This window comes from Fontimonas thermophila, from assembly GCF_900113085.1.
GTDB classification, from domain to species: Bacteria; Pseudomonadota; Gammaproteobacteria; order Nevskiales; family Nevskiaceae; genus Solimonas; species Solimonas thermophila.
Map to the genome: position 1 here is coordinate 63,738 of NZ_FOOC01000006.1, position 12,556 is coordinate 76,293.

Consider the following 12,556-nt stretch of genomic DNA (forward strand, 5'->3'; position numbering starts at 1 on the left):
CCGATCAGGTGGCACCCCCACGTGGGGTGCCACCTTTTTTGCGTCTTGCGCCCAGCACGACCGCGGTGATCGGGATGGAGCGGATGCCGGGCTCACCCGTTTGTGGCAGGCCGTTGCCACGGGGCGGACGTTATCGTTGCCATCACCTCAGTCCAGCTCTGCCGATCCATGACCGCTTCCAGCGACACGCCGCCGGTCTCCAAGCCCACACGCATCGCGCCGATCGTCACCCCCGACGCCAAGTTCTTCTGGGACGCCGCGGACCGCGAGCAGTTCGTCGGCCAGAAGTGCGGTGACTGTGGCCGCTTCACGTTCCCGCCACGGCCGATGTGCCCGTTCTGTCACAGCCTCAAACGGCAGGAAGTACCCTTGTCCGGGCGCGGCACGGTGCATGCGTGGACGGTGCCGCGGCATCCGCAGCCCTTTGGGTTCAAGGAGGCGCCGATCGTCGCGGTGATCCAGCTCGAGGAAGGGATCCGCATGGTGTCCAATGTCGTCGGCATCGCTCCCGAGGACATGGTCATGGATCTGCCGGTCGAGGTGACCTTCGAGCCGACCATGAACAACCACAAGGTGCCGGTGTTCAAGCCGCGCGCGCGATAGGGACGGGACATGCCTCGTACATTCAAGGAAGCCGCGATTGCCGGCATCGGCGCAACCGAGTTCTCCAAGGCGTCCGGCCGCAGTGAGCTGCAGCTCGCCGCCGAATGCGCGCTCGCCGCCTGCCAGGATGCCGGTGTCGATCCGCACGAGATCGACGGCATGATCACGTTCACGATCGACAACAGCGACGAGATCGGTCTTGCCCGCTGCCTCGGGGTCAAGGACCTCGCCTACACGACGCGCATTCCCGGCGGCGGCGCGGCCGCAGCGGCGACGATCGCGCAGGCGATGGCGGTGGTCAACGCCGGCCTGTGCAAGTACGTGCTGATCTGGCGCGCGATGAACGAGCGCAGCCAGTACCGCTTCGGCCAGAATCCGACCAACCTGTCCGGCTACACCGGCGGCCACGGCACTGGTTCGCTCCTGTGGTGCATCCCCTTTGGCGCGATGACCCCGGCGAGCTGGGCGGCGTTGCAGGCCGCGCGCTACATGCATACCTACGGCATCACCAACCGCGATCTCGGGTATGTCTCGGTGCAGCAGCGCAAGTATGCGGCGACCAATCCCAAGGCGTGGTTCTACCAGCGTCCGATCACGCTCGAGGATCACCAGAATTCCAAATGGATCCAGGAGCCCTGGCTGCGCCTGCTCGACTGCTGTCAGGAGTCCGATGGCGGGGTGGCCTTGCTCGTCACCAGCCTGGAGCGCGCGCGCGATCTCAAGCAGCCACCGGTGAGAATCGTCGGCGCCTGCCAGTCGATTCCGTACAACGTCGAGGTCATCTCCAACTACTACCATGACGACTTGACGGTGATGCCGGAGGCCATCGGAACGGCCCGACGCCTGTATGCGCAGACGGGGCTGGGGCCAGCCGACATCCAGGCCGCGATGCTGTATGACGCCTTCACTCCGCACGTGCTGATGCAGCTCGAAGCCTTCGGTTTCTGCGGCAAAGGCGAGGCGGCGGAATTCGTCAAGCGCGGCGGGATTGCCATCGATGGCCGGCTGCCGGTCAACACGCATGGCGGGCTGATCGGCGAGGCCTACATCCACGGCATGAACAGCATGGCCGAGGGGGTGCGCCAGGTGCGCGGCCAGTCCGTCAACCAGGTCAAGAACGTGACCCACGTGCTGGTTTCCTCCGGCATGGCCGGGGCGATTCTGGGCAAGGCGTGAAGGCCTGCCTCGAGCTGCGCTTCGATCCAGGCCCGTCCCCGGCGGACATCGCCGGGTTGCACGTCGCCGTTTCGGTCTGGCTGCCCGATGAACCACGTGCGGCGCGCACGCTGCTGGTCTGCCTGCCCGGCGGCAACATGAACCGCCGGTATTTCGATCTGCGAGCGGACGATGGCGACGATTCGTTTTCCTTCGCGGCGCAGATGACGGCGCGCGGCCATGTGGTCGCGGCGCTCGATCACCTCGGCCTTGGCGACAGCAGCAGGCCGGAGGATGGCTGGCAACTGACGCCGGAGAGGCTCGTCGCCGCCAATGCGGCGGTGACGGCGCAGCTACAGGCGCGTCTGCGCGAAGGCCGGCTCGCTGCCGGCGTACCGGCGCTGCCGCATCTGCGCAGCGTCGGAGTCGGGCACTCGATGGGCGCGATGCTCACCGTGCTGCAGCAGCACGCTGCGCGCTCGCATGTTGCCGTCGTGCTGCTCGGGTTTTCCACGCGCGGCCTGCCGGAATATCTACCACCGGATTTGCGCACGCTCGCCGATCCGCGCGCCGTCCGTCCCCATCTGGTGGAATACGCGCGTCAGATGTTCGGTCAGCCCTATCCCACGATCCATCGCGGCGGTCGCAGCGGCAACGCCGAGCTGTTCGGCAGCCGCAAGGCCGATCCGCGCGCAGTCGCCGCGCTCAAGGCGGCGACCGACTGCGTGCTGCCCGTGCCCGCGCTGATGTCGATGTTGCCGGGCAATGTCGCGCCCGAGGCGGCGGCGCTGGATGTCCCCGTTTTCCTCGGTATCGGGGAGCGCGACATGGTCGGCCCACCGCATGCCGTGCCGGCCGCGTTCACCGGCAGCGGCGACGTGACGCTCTACCTGCTGCCGGAGGCCGGACACAGCCACTTTCTGTTCCCTGCGCGCACGGCCTTGTTCGATCGCCTGTCCGTCTGGCTCGCCGGTCTGCCGTAATACAACGCCGGGTGTGACCGCAGGCCAGGCACAGCAGAGCCGGCGCCTCATGCATGTGGACGGTGCGGCCACAGGCGTGCCATGCCTAGAGTCACACATACTTCGCATCGAACCATCCAGTGGAGAGACACGACATGCCAATGCCCCTCAAGGCCGGCGCGCGGCTCAAGAGCGCAGTCAGCGAGACGCAGGTCATGGTGGTGAAGGCTCCGCCCGGCGAACACGATCTGCGCTGCGGTGGCGTCGAGATGATCGCGGCAACGGCACCGCCGCCGGCCGGGGTGGCGCTCGACCCCGCGTATGCCGGCGAGACCTTGATCGGCAAGCGGTACGTCAATGCCGATGAGTCGCTCGAACTGCTGTGTACCAAGGGCGGCCAGGGCGTGCTGTCGTTCAATGGCACGCTGCTGGAGATCAAGCAGGCCAAGCAACTGCCGTCATCGGACTGATCCGCGCCCGCTGCCCATGATCGATGAAGGCTCGCGGCTGCGTCCACGTCGGGCTTTTTCCAGCGCACCCCTGCATCCATGAACATCGCCACTATCCTCGACATGGCCGCCGAGGCTTTCGGCGAGCGCACCGCACTCGTCGCCGGCACGTCCCGCTACTGCTATGCCGACCTGCGCGCGCATGCGCTGCGTGCCGCGCGGATGTTCAAGGCCAGCGGCGCGGGATATGTCGCCCTGCTCGACGTCAACAGCCCGGCGGGGCCGGCCGCGCTGTTCGGCGCCGCCTACGCCGGGATCCCGTATGTGCCGATCAACTATCGGTTGACCCGCACCGAAATCAACGAGCTGCTCGGCCGGGTGGCCCCGGCGATCGTCGTCGTCGGGCCTGGGCAGCGGCCGCAGATCGATGAGCGTGCCGATCTGACGATCGTCGACCGCGATGACGTGCTCGCCCTCGCCGACACCGATGGCGAGCCGCCGGTGCCGCCGGAGGACGGGCGCGCGATCGCCGTGCAATTGTTCACGAGCGGCACGACCGGCAAGCCCAAGGCGGCGATCCTGCGGCACGAGAACCTGATGAGCTACATCGTCGGCACCGTCGAATTCGCATCCGCCGACACCGACGATGCGATCATCGTCGCCGTGCCGCCGTACCACATCGCCGGCATCTCCGCGGTGCTCAGTTCCACCTACGCCTGCCGGCGCATGGTTCAGCTGGAGCGCTTCGATCCCGAGCTCTGGATCGAAACCGTGCGCCGCGAGCGCGTCACCCATGCTTTTCTCGTGCCGACGATGCTGCAGCGGATCGTCGAGCAGCTGGAGGCTGGTGCATCGTCGATCGATCTGCCGACGCTGCGCGCGATCGCCTATGGCGGCGGCAAGATGCCGCTCGTGACGATCGAGAAGGCGATGCGCCTGCTGCCGCACGTCGATTTCACCAATGCCTACGGGCTGACCGAGACCAGCTCGACGATTGCCGTCCTCACTCCCGAGGATCACCGCACGGCATTCGCCAGCCACGATCCGGCGATCCGCCGCCGGCTCGGCTCGGTGGGCAAGCCGGCGGCGGTCGAGATCCAGATCCGCGACGAGGCCGGCAAGGTGCTCGGCCCAGAGCAGGCCGGACTGGTGTTCGTACGCGGGCCGCAGGTGTCCGGCGAATACCTGGCGCTCGGCAGCCAGCTCGATGCCGACGGCTGGTTCCCGACCAAGGACCGCGGCTATATGGATGCCGACGGATATCTCTATCTCGACGGCCGTGCCGATGATGTCATCGTCCGCGGCGGCGAGAACATCTCCCCCGGCGAGATCGAGGACGTGCTGCTCTCGCACCCTGCCGTCGCCGATGCCGTCTGCGTTGCGATGCCCGACGTGGAATGGGGCGAGGCGGTGGCCGCCGCCGTCGTGCTCAAGCCCGGCGCACAAGTGAGCGTCGCCGAGCTGCAGGAGCTGGTCCGCTCCAAGCTGCGCTCCTCGCGTGTGCCGCAGCGGATCGTCTTCAAGGACGCGCTCCCGTACAACGAAACCGGCAAGCTTCTGCGCCGCGTGATCCGGCAGGAATTCGCCTGATTTGCGCGCGTCTGGACGCATCGTGCGGACATGGACCACGGCCGGCTGTGAACAGGGACGCAAACGTGCGCTTGCCGAGGGTTTCCTGCTGCCGGAAGATGCCGCTGACCTGATGCAGCGCGCCCTGCGCGCCGCCAACCGCTGGCCGGTCGCGGGCGAACGAGCCTGCTGACCTGCTCCCATTCAAACCCGGATCGCCATGTTTGTCATCGAAAAGACCGTCGAGATTTCGGCACCGCATACGATCGTCTGGGAGGTGATCACCGACCTTGCACGCTACCGGGAATGGAATCCGTTTTGCGTCGAATGCCGATCGACGCTCAAGCCGGGGGATCCGATCGACATGTGGGTCAAGCTGCGCGACAAGCCGCAGTTTCAGCGCGAATGGATGCTCGAATACGTCGAGGGGCGGCGTTTTGCGTACCGCATGAAGCCGGTGCCGGGCGGTGCGCTGTCGAGCCTGCGCTCCCACGATGTTGAGCCGCTCGGCGATGCGCGCACGCGCTACCGCTCGTATTTTCATCTGAAGGGTTGGCTGCGCTTTCTCGTGCTGGCCTTGTTCAAGCGCCGGCTCGAAACCGGATTCGCGGAGATGACCGCGGCCATCGAGGCCCGCGCGGTGGCACTGTGGGCACAGCGGCGGCAGACGAAGACGGCCTGAGCGCACGCGCCTACGCGCAGGGTCTGCTCGACGAGCTCGGTGTCACCCCGCTGCGGCCACTGGCCTGCACTGAGGAAGACCCGGCGCTGGCGTGGGCGCGCAGCGGGCTGATGGCCCTCACCGGACGCGCCGATGGGCCGCCCGTGCTTTGCCCGGTGGCGATTCCGACTTGCGCGGACGGCGCGCTCGCCGCCCTGGCGAGTCTTGCTCCGGATGGCGCGCTCGCCGGATTGCGCGGGGCCGCATTGCTCGTCGAGCGCGCCGCCATCGCCGGCTACACGCGGCACGGCGCAATCGCCCCCGGCGGTGGGTGTCGTCTGCTGCCCACGCGCGACGGCTGGCTCGCGCTCAATCTCGCGCGTACCGACGACTGGAGCCTGCTGCCGGCCTGGCTCGAAACCGAAGTCGCCACCGACTGGGAAAGCCTCGCCGCGGCAGTGCGCACGCGCACGCTGCACGATGCGATCGAACGCGGCCGCCTGCTGGGCCTGGCGGTTGCGCCCGTGGTGCCGCCGTGGCGCCGGCCGCAACCATGGTTCCAGCGCATGGTGCCTGGAGGCACGGGGCGAAAACCCCGCGGGCGGCGGCCGCGGGTCGTCGATTTGTCGTCGCTGTGGGCCGGACCGCTCGCCACCCATTTGTTGCAGCACTGCGGTGCCGAGGTCATCAAGGTCGAGAGCCTGACGCGCCCCGACGGCGCGCGTGGCGGGCCGCCGGCATTTTTCGATCTGCTCAACGCCGGCAAGCACAGTGTCGCGCTCGATTTCGGCAGCGCGCGTGACCGCGCGCGGCTGCGCACGCTGCTCGAACACGCCGACATCGTCATCGAGGCCTCGCGTCCGCGCGCCTTGCGCCAGCTCGGCATCGATGCCGAGGCACTGGTCCGCGAACGGCCGCACCTGAGCTGGATTAGCCTGACCGGTTACGGCCGCAGCGAGCCTGCGGCCCAGTGGATCGCTTACGGCGATGATGCCGCCACCGCCGCCGGGCTGGTCTGGCTGATGCAGCAGACCACCGGCGAGCCTCTGTTCGTCGGCGATGCGATCGCCGATCCCTTGAGCGGGATGCATGCCGCGCTCGCCGCCTGGGCCGGCTGGTGCGCCGGCGGCGCAGGCTTGCTGTCGATCGCACTGGTCGATGTCGTGCGCCGGGTGGTGCGCTTTGCTGCGCCGCCATCCGCCGCGGGCTGGCGCGAGCGGGCGCAGCGATGGCGCGGGCGCATCGCCGGCGAGCCGGTGCGCGCACCGCAGGCGCGCAGGCCCACGGCCGCAGCCCGACCGCTCGGTGCCGACACGGCGCACGTGTTCGATGCGCGGGGGTGCACATGCTGATCCGCAATGTCGAGCTTGCGCCGGGTGAACGAATCGATGTGCGTATCGACGGCGCACGCATCGCTGAACTGGCGCCGCAACTGGCTTGGCACGCGCAGGAGCGCGTGTTCGAGGGCGGCGGTGCGGCCCTGTTGCCGGGGCTGCACGATCATCACATCCATCTGCGCGCACTCGCCGCCGCGTTTGCATCGGTCCACTGCGGTCCGCCGCAGGTGACGGATGCTGCTGCGCTCGCGGCGGTGTTGCGCGCTGCGAGTATCCGCCTTGCGCCGGGGCAGTGGTTGCGCGGCATCGGGTTCTGCGAGTCGGTGCTGGGTGCGGCCGGCATCGATGCCATCGACCGCGACTGGCTCGATGAACTCGTTGCCGATCGCCCGCTGCGCATCCAGCACCGCAGTGGCCGGCTCTGGCTGCTCAACAGCGCGGCGCTCGATGCATTGGCGCCGACGGCCGACGCGCCGCTGGAGCGCCGCAACGGGCGCTGGACCGGGCGGCTCTACGATGCCGACGACTGGCTGAGGATGCGTCTGCGCGGTGCGCCGCCGAGTCTGCATGCGGTGAGCCGCTGGCTCGCGCGGCGCGGGGTGACCGGGGTCACCGATACCACGCACCATAACGGGCCGGAGGCACTGCATGCTTTTGCCGCCGCACGCGCCAGCGGCGAGCTGTTGCAGCAGGTGCGCGTGATGGGCGATGCCCGGCTCGATGCGCAGACAGATCGGCCCGGAGCGCAGCGCGGCGAACACAAATTCCACCTGCATGCGCACGCGCTGCCGGAATTCGATGCCCTGGTCGCGGCCATCCGCGCGAGTCATGACGCCGGTCGCGCCGCGGCCTTCCACTGCGTGACCCGCACCGAGCTGGCCTTTGCGCTCGCAGCCCTGCGCGAAGCCGGTGTGTTGCCCGGGGATCGTATCGAGCACGCCTCGGTCGCGCCGCCAGAGCTCGTCGAGGTCATCGCCGCGCTCGGGTTGACGGTCGTCACCCAGCCGCATTTCATTGCCGAGCGCGGTGACGACTATCGCCGCGATGTCGATGCCGCGGATCAGCCATGGCTGTACCGCCTGCGCGGCTTTCTCGCTACCGGCGTCGGGCTTGCCGGCAGCACCGATGCGCCGTTTGGCAGCGCCGATCCCTGGGCCGCGATGCAGGCCGCGATCGACCGGCGCACGCCCTCCGGCGCCGTGCTCGGCGCGGCGGAGGCACTGACGCCGGCACAGGCGCTGGACTTGTTTCTCGCTCCGCTCGAGGCGCCGGGTGGCGCGCCGCGGCGCGTCGCTGTCGGTGAGCCTGCCGATCTGTGCCTACTCGATCGTCCGCTCGCTGCGGCGCTGCGGGCGCCGACGCAGGTCGAGGTGCGCTTGACGCTCGTCGCCGGTCAGGTGGTGTACACGCGGGAGGACGCCGACGTGCCGGACTATCCGCGCGGCAGCAGCGGCATGCCCGAAAGCCAGGGGTGCGCATAGACCAGCACCGCGGCGAGGGCGAGGCCGATCAGGGCGCTGATGAGGGTTTTCGTGGCGCCGACCGGACCCGGTTTGACCCAGGCGCCGTCACGGCGGTTGATGGCAATCACCTCGAGCACTGCCCAGGCGAGCAGCCCGCCGAAGAGAACCACCGAGCGGATCTCGCCATTGCTGAGCAAATGGGCCACGGCCCAGAGCTTGACACCGGTGAGCTGCGGATGGCGGATGAACCGCTTGATGTCGGTCGGTGCCCGTGCGCTGATGAACAGGATCACCGCAATCGGCACCAGGAGCATGGTCACGTGACGCAGGAAAGCTGGCGGCTGCCACAGCGCCGTCGGCAGGGTTGCCTTCCAGCCGCTGACCATCAGGACGAGAGAGGCGACGATCAGCAGCGCGAACAGTCCCTTGTACGGCCACTCGCCGATGCGCGCGATCAGGCGCGCGCGGACATCGGCGCACAGTGCCTTGAACAGGTGCGTGGCGGACCACAGCAGGATGCCGGCAACCAGCAATGACATGGGGCGCTCCGGACACACGGGTGATTTTTGCCGGTGAGCATAGCGCTCTGTCGCGGGCTTGTCCCATCGACCGGGCGGGACGAGGATGAGCGGAGTTTGTGAACGCCCATCACCTAAATGGACGAGGACGAAGGATGGGCGCGCAGTCAGCATGGATCATCCCCGGATGCGCAGGACGGTTCGCCGATGCGCCCGGTTCGACATGCAAGCCGCAGGAGAGCTAGCCACCATGGGTGCCATCGATCTCAAGCAGTTACTCGAATCGCAGACCTTGGAGCGTTGTCCGTTCCCGATTCCGGTCGGCTGGTTTTTCATCGACTATGCGGACACGCTCAAGCCCGGCGAGATGCGCAACGTCTTCGTCTTCGACCAGGAATGGGTGCTGTTCCGTACCGAATCCGGCAAGCCGGGAATGGCGGATCCGTACTGTCCCCATCTGGGTGCCCACATGGGCCATGGCGGCAAGGTCTGCGGCGAGCATCTGCGCTGTCCGTTCCACCACTGGGAGTACGACACGGCCGGCTGGTGCAGGCACATCCCCTACGCCAAGCTGATGCCGCCGCAAACCAAGAAAGGCCCGATCCTGCGCACGCTGCCGATGGTCGAGAAGTACGGCATGTTGTGGGCTTGGTATCACCCGCAGTGCGAGCCGCCGAGCTTCGAGCTGCCGTACATCCCGGAAATGGAAGATCCGACCGGGTATGCCGGTACGCGCCGCGGCACCTGGACCGCGCATACCTGCATCCAGGAGATCGCCGAGAACGGCGTTGATACCGCGCACCTGAAATTCCTGCACGGCGCACCGGCGATCCCACCGGTAGAGGCGACGTACGAGGGTCCGATCATGAAGCTCGACATCGGTCGCGGCTATATCGTCGGTACCGCCTATGGGCCGGGACTCAATGTCATGCGCTTCACACAGCAAGGCGTGACCGCGACGATGATTTCGTACTCGGTGCCGATCACCCGGGAAAAGACGCAGATGAACATGTCGTTCCGTCACGTCGATTACCCAGAGGGCTCCAAAGAGCTGGCGATCTCCAAGAAGCTCATCGATCACATGATCGGCGCCGCCGAGGGCGAGGAGAGCGCCGGCTTCGAATCCGTCGATTTCATCGTCTGGAACCACAAGAAATACCGTCCCAATCCGCTGCTGTGCGACGGTGACGGGCCGGTTCTGCAGTTCCGCAAGTGGTTCAAGCAGTTCTACCCGGGATTCGAACCCGCGGCGCAGGGCTGATTCATCCACCACGCCGTTTCCGCGCGCAAGTTCGTCGGGAAGCGGCCTTCGTTTCGAGGACGGCAGCGATGGCAGTGGTCCGTGTCACCGGTCGCGATGGCGTCGAGCGCAGGCTCGACGCCACCAATGGCTGCGCGCTCATGGAAGCCTTGCGCGACGCCAACACCGGCATCGACGGTACCTGCGGCGGCATGATGTCCTGCGGCACCTGCCACGTGTACGTCGATGCCGACTGGCTGGCCAAGCTGCCTCCCAAGAGCGAGGACGAGCAGATGATGCTCGATGCAATCGGTGAGCTGGTCGAGCTCGAGCCCGGCTCGCGGCTGTCCTGCCAGATTCAGGTCAGCGAGGCCCTCGAAGGACTGTCCATCCGCATCGCGCCGCCGGTCTGACCCGCGGCGGCGGGCATGGTCGTCCGTCTGGGGGAGGCGGCGTCCGTCCGCGTTTGCGAAGGTCATTCTCGAAATACCAGCGGAGTTTTCTGCATGCGTGCCGCAGCCCAGCGCACACTGCCCGTGCAGACGCCAGCGCCCCGCGTCGGTCGGCCACCGCGGGTCAGCGCCCAGGCGATCATCGAGGCCGCCATCGCGATCGGTCTGGAGGGGGTCACGCTCAAGCAAGTGGCCGACCGGCTGGGTGTGGCCGTCGCGACGCTCTATCGCCATGTGCGCAACCGCGACGAGCTGGTGCGTCTGGCAGCCTTTCGCATTGCATTGACGCGGCGTCTGCCGCAGGCCGACCAGAACCGGCCGATGCACTGGTCACAGATCGCGATCGGCTATGCCGAGAGCCTGTTCGAATCCTTCGTGCGCGAGCCGCAACTGCTCTACGAACTGACCAAGGGGCGGCTCGGCCCCGATGTCGAAGTCGATTTTCTCGAGCAATTTCTCGCCGCGCTTGCCGCGCATGGATTTTCCGCAGACGAGGGCATCCGTCTGCACCATGCGATCGCGATGCTCGCGATCGGCGCCAGCGCCGGTGCACTGGCGGTCAGCGCCTGCGCCGCGGCCGGCGAGCCGCTCGATGCGGCGATGCGGCGCGCACTGGCCGAGCGCGACCGGCACGAACTGCCGCACCTGCGCAGCGCGATCGACGCGTACACGAATGTCGATCCGCGGCAATGGTTGTTTGCCTTGCGTGCCTTGCTCGCCGGTATCGCGCTCGCGCGCGGTGAGACGCTGCCGCCATGGGATGACCGATTCTCGTCCCCGACCCCAACACCGCCGCCGGCGTCGCCGGTGGATGTCAGGAGCCCGTCATGAACACAGCGCACAATCCCCGCGTCGAAATCGACGCGTCCATCTTCAACCCGTATTCCAAGGATTTCATCCGCAATCCGGACCCGACCTGGCAGATCCTGATCCGTGATTACCCGATCGCCTGGCACAGGGATTTGCAGATGTGGATCGTCAGCAGTCACGAGCTGTGCGACCGTATCCTCAAGGATGCCCGGTTCTCGCCGAACTTCCGCGTCTGGGAACTCGCGCCGCCGCCCAAGCCGGAGGACCAGAAGACCGATTTCGACCGCGCCTTCGAGAAAGGCTTTTTCGCGGTGGGTCCGCAGGCGCATCTGCGGCTGCGCAAGCTGACGATGCCGGCCTTCTCCAAGCCGGTCATGAGCCAGATCGATGCCAAGATCCGCGATCTGATCATCGGCTGTTTCGATGCGATCGGCGATGCCGAGGAATTCGACGTCTATCAGGCGCTCGCCGTGAAGATCCCGGCGCGTTCGATCGCGCGCATGGTGGGCGTCCCGACGGATCTGGAGGATTTTTTCCACGAATTCGCCGTCAACGTGATCAAGTCCACGCGCATCAACTTAAGCGCGAAGGAGCGCGAGGCGTCTATGCACAAGACGCTGCCCGGCTTCAAGTACTTCCGCGACGAGATCGCACGCCGCCGTGCGCTGTCGCATCCGGGCGACGACTTTCTCGGCAGCCTGATCGCGGCATCCGACGCCGGCTCGCAGCTCGACGACGACGAAATCCTCTCCGTCGTGTTTGCGCTGATCACCGCCGGTTCCGACACCGCCACCGATCTGCACACCTATCTGCTCTACGCACTGCTGAGCCATCCAGACCAGTTCGAGCTGCTCAAGCAAAGGCCCGAGCTGATGGAGAACGCGATCATCGAGTGTCTGCGCTGGGGTTCGTTCGGCAAGGTGCCGTTCTTCCGCTTCGCCACCGAGGACATCGAATTCGCCGGCCAGCTGATCAAGAAAGGCCAGGCCATCGGCGTGAACATCCAGGCCGCCTGGCACGATCCGGCCAAGTGGGAAGATCCGCTCAAGCTCGATATCACCCGCCGTCTCGACGGCAATATCGTCTTCGGTGCCGGCGCGCACTTTTGCATCGGCACCTATCTGGTGCGCGTCCAGGGTAGCCTGATGCTGCAGGAGTTCATGCGGCGCTACCCCAATGCGACGCTCGCCGACGGTGATGGCCGCATCGACTACGAGTGGACGCACCACAATGCACGTCGCATCAACCGGCTGATCGTGAAAACCAACCGCGTTGCCGCGCGCAAGGCCGCGTAGGCGTGCGGCGGCACCGGACGCCGCGCCGGCCCAGCCCCACCT

14 protein-coding genes are annotated in these 12,556 nt (G+C 67.2%); 13 read left to right on the plus strand and 1 reads right to left on the minus strand.

Translation table 11 applies throughout. From position 1 onward, the window contains the following. Positions 1-168: 168 nt before the first annotated feature. From BMZ48_RS07530 to BMZ48_RS07565, 9 genes are all read left to right on the plus strand, one after another. Positions 169-603 carry a Zn-ribbon domain-containing OB-fold protein gene (locus BMZ48_RS07530; RefSeq protein WP_091533490.1) on the plus strand — a complete coding sequence of 145 codons (435 nt, stop codon included), beginning with the start codon at positions 169-171 and terminating at the stop codon, positions 601-603. Positions 604-612: 9 nt separating this feature from the next. Then, the gene (locus BMZ48_RS07535; RefSeq protein WP_091533491.1) at positions 613-1,779 is read left to right on the plus strand and encodes a thiolase C-terminal domain-containing protein; all 1,167 of its coding nucleotides are present in this window, start codon (positions 613-615) and stop codon (positions 1,777-1,779) included. Then, complete coding sequence (locus tag BMZ48_RS07540) at positions 1,776-2,741, plus strand: alpha/beta hydrolase (RefSeq protein WP_091533492.1); 966 nt, start codon at positions 1,776-1,778, stop codon at positions 2,739-2,741. Before BMZ48_RS07535 ends, BMZ48_RS07540 begins: the two co-directional genes overlap by 4 nt. 134 nt (positions 2,742-2,875) lie before the next feature. Further along, the gene (locus BMZ48_RS07545; protein ID WP_091533493.1) at positions 2,876-3,190 is read left to right on the plus strand and encodes a hypothetical protein; all 315 of its coding nucleotides are present in this window, start codon (positions 2,876-2,878) and stop codon (positions 3,188-3,190) included. A gap of 78 nt (positions 3,191-3,268) precedes the next feature. Continuing rightward, entirely contained in the window at positions 3,269-4,759 is a 1,491-nt protein-coding gene (locus BMZ48_RS07550) for a class I adenylate-forming enzyme family protein (RefSeq protein WP_091533494.1), read from the plus strand. 22 nt (positions 4,760-4,781) lie between these two features. Next, on the plus strand, positions 4,782-4,931 hold the full coding sequence (locus tag BMZ48_RS13025; protein WP_159431122.1) for a hypothetical protein: 150 nt from the start codon (positions 4,782-4,784) through the stop codon (positions 4,929-4,931). A 27-nt stretch (positions 4,932-4,958) separates the two neighbouring features. Next, complete coding sequence (locus tag BMZ48_RS07555; protein WP_091533495.1) at positions 4,959-5,420, plus strand: SRPBCC domain-containing protein; 462 nt, start codon at positions 4,959-4,961, stop codon at positions 5,418-5,420. Continuing rightward, positions 5,387-6,751 carry a CoA transferase gene (locus BMZ48_RS07560; RefSeq protein WP_200769561.1) on the plus strand — a complete coding sequence of 455 codons (1,365 nt, stop codon included), beginning with the start codon at positions 5,387-5,389 and terminating at the stop codon, positions 6,749-6,751. The genes BMZ48_RS07555 and BMZ48_RS07560 overlap by 34 nt, the downstream gene beginning before the upstream one ends. After that, on the plus strand, positions 6,745-8,217 hold the full coding sequence (locus BMZ48_RS07565) for an amidohydrolase family protein (protein WP_091533496.1): 1,473 nt from the start codon (positions 6,745-6,747) through the stop codon (positions 8,215-8,217). Before BMZ48_RS07560 ends, BMZ48_RS07565 begins: the two co-directional genes overlap by 7 nt. On the opposite strand, the gene BMZ48_RS07570 is transcribed toward BMZ48_RS07565, so the two are convergent. Then, positions 8,169-8,738 carry an NnrU family protein gene (locus tag BMZ48_RS07570; RefSeq protein ID WP_091533497.1) on the minus strand — a complete coding sequence of 190 codons (570 nt, stop codon included), beginning with the start codon at positions 8,736-8,738 and terminating at the stop codon, positions 8,169-8,171. The two genes, BMZ48_RS07565 and BMZ48_RS07570, sit on opposite strands and share 49 nt — an antisense overlap. 229 nt (positions 8,739-8,967) lie before the next feature. Between BMZ48_RS07570 and BMZ48_RS07575 the strand changes: the two genes are divergently transcribed. From BMZ48_RS07575 to BMZ48_RS07590, 4 genes are all read left to right on the plus strand, one after another. Next, positions 8,968-9,978, plus strand: coding sequence for an aromatic ring-hydroxylating oxygenase subunit alpha (locus BMZ48_RS07575; protein ID WP_091533498.1), 1,011 nt, complete (start codon positions 8,968-8,970; stop codon positions 9,976-9,978). A gap of 68 nt (positions 9,979-10,046) precedes the next feature. Continuing rightward, positions 10,047-10,370 carry a 2Fe-2S iron-sulfur cluster-binding protein gene (locus BMZ48_RS07580; RefSeq protein ID WP_091533499.1) on the plus strand — a complete coding sequence of 108 codons (324 nt, stop codon included), beginning with the start codon at positions 10,047-10,049 and terminating at the stop codon, positions 10,368-10,370. Positions 10,371-10,463: 93 nt separating this feature from the next. Further along, the gene (locus tag BMZ48_RS07585) at positions 10,464-11,240 is read left to right on the plus strand and encodes a TetR/AcrR family transcriptional regulator (RefSeq protein WP_159431123.1); all 777 of its coding nucleotides are present in this window, start codon (positions 10,464-10,466) and stop codon (positions 11,238-11,240) included. Continuing rightward, positions 11,237-12,514, plus strand: coding sequence for a cytochrome P450 (locus BMZ48_RS07590; protein WP_091533501.1), 1,278 nt, complete (start codon positions 11,237-11,239; stop codon positions 12,512-12,514). The genes BMZ48_RS07585 and BMZ48_RS07590 overlap by 4 nt, the downstream gene beginning before the upstream one ends. Positions 12,515-12,556: the final 42 nt, after the last annotated feature.

Excerpts from the sequence above, each read along its gene's own strand:
- BMZ48_RS07565 (WP_091533496.1), top strand. The coding sequence starts at position 6,745 with ATGCTGATCCGCAATGTCGAGCTTGCGCCGGGTGAACGAATCGATGTG.
- BMZ48_RS07535 (WP_091533491.1), top strand. The coding sequence starts at position 613 with ATGCCTCGTACATTCAAGGAAGCCGCGATTGCCGGCATCGGCGCAACC.
- BMZ48_RS07555 (WP_091533495.1), top strand. The coding sequence starts at position 4,959 with ATGTTTGTCATCGAAAAGACCGTCGAGATTTCGGCACCGCATACGATC.
- BMZ48_RS07545 (WP_091533493.1), top strand. The coding sequence starts at position 2,876 with ATGCCAATGCCCCTCAAGGCCGGCGCGCGGCTCAAGAGCGCAGTCAGC.
- BMZ48_RS07570 (WP_091533497.1), bottom strand. The coding sequence starts at position 8,738 with ATGTCATTGCTGGTTGCCGGCATCCTGCTGTGGTCCGCCACGCACCTG.
- BMZ48_RS07550 (WP_091533494.1), top strand. The coding sequence starts at position 3,269 with ATGAACATCGCCACTATCCTCGACATGGCCGCCGAGGCTTTCGGCGAG.
- BMZ48_RS07530 (WP_091533490.1), top strand. The coding sequence starts at position 169 with ATGACCGCTTCCAGCGACACGCCGCCGGTCTCCAAGCCCACACGCATC.
- BMZ48_RS07590 (WP_091533501.1), top strand. The coding sequence starts at position 11,237 with ATGAACACAGCGCACAATCCCCGCGTCGAAATCGACGCGTCCATCTTC.
- BMZ48_RS07585 (WP_159431123.1), top strand. The coding sequence starts at position 10,464 with ATGCGTGCCGCAGCCCAGCGCACACTGCCCGTGCAGACGCCAGCGCCC.
- BMZ48_RS07575 (WP_091533498.1), top strand. The coding sequence starts at position 8,968 with ATGGGTGCCATCGATCTCAAGCAGTTACTCGAATCGCAGACCTTGGAG.
- BMZ48_RS07580 (WP_091533499.1), top strand. The coding sequence starts at position 10,047 with ATGGCAGTGGTCCGTGTCACCGGTCGCGATGGCGTCGAGCGCAGGCTC.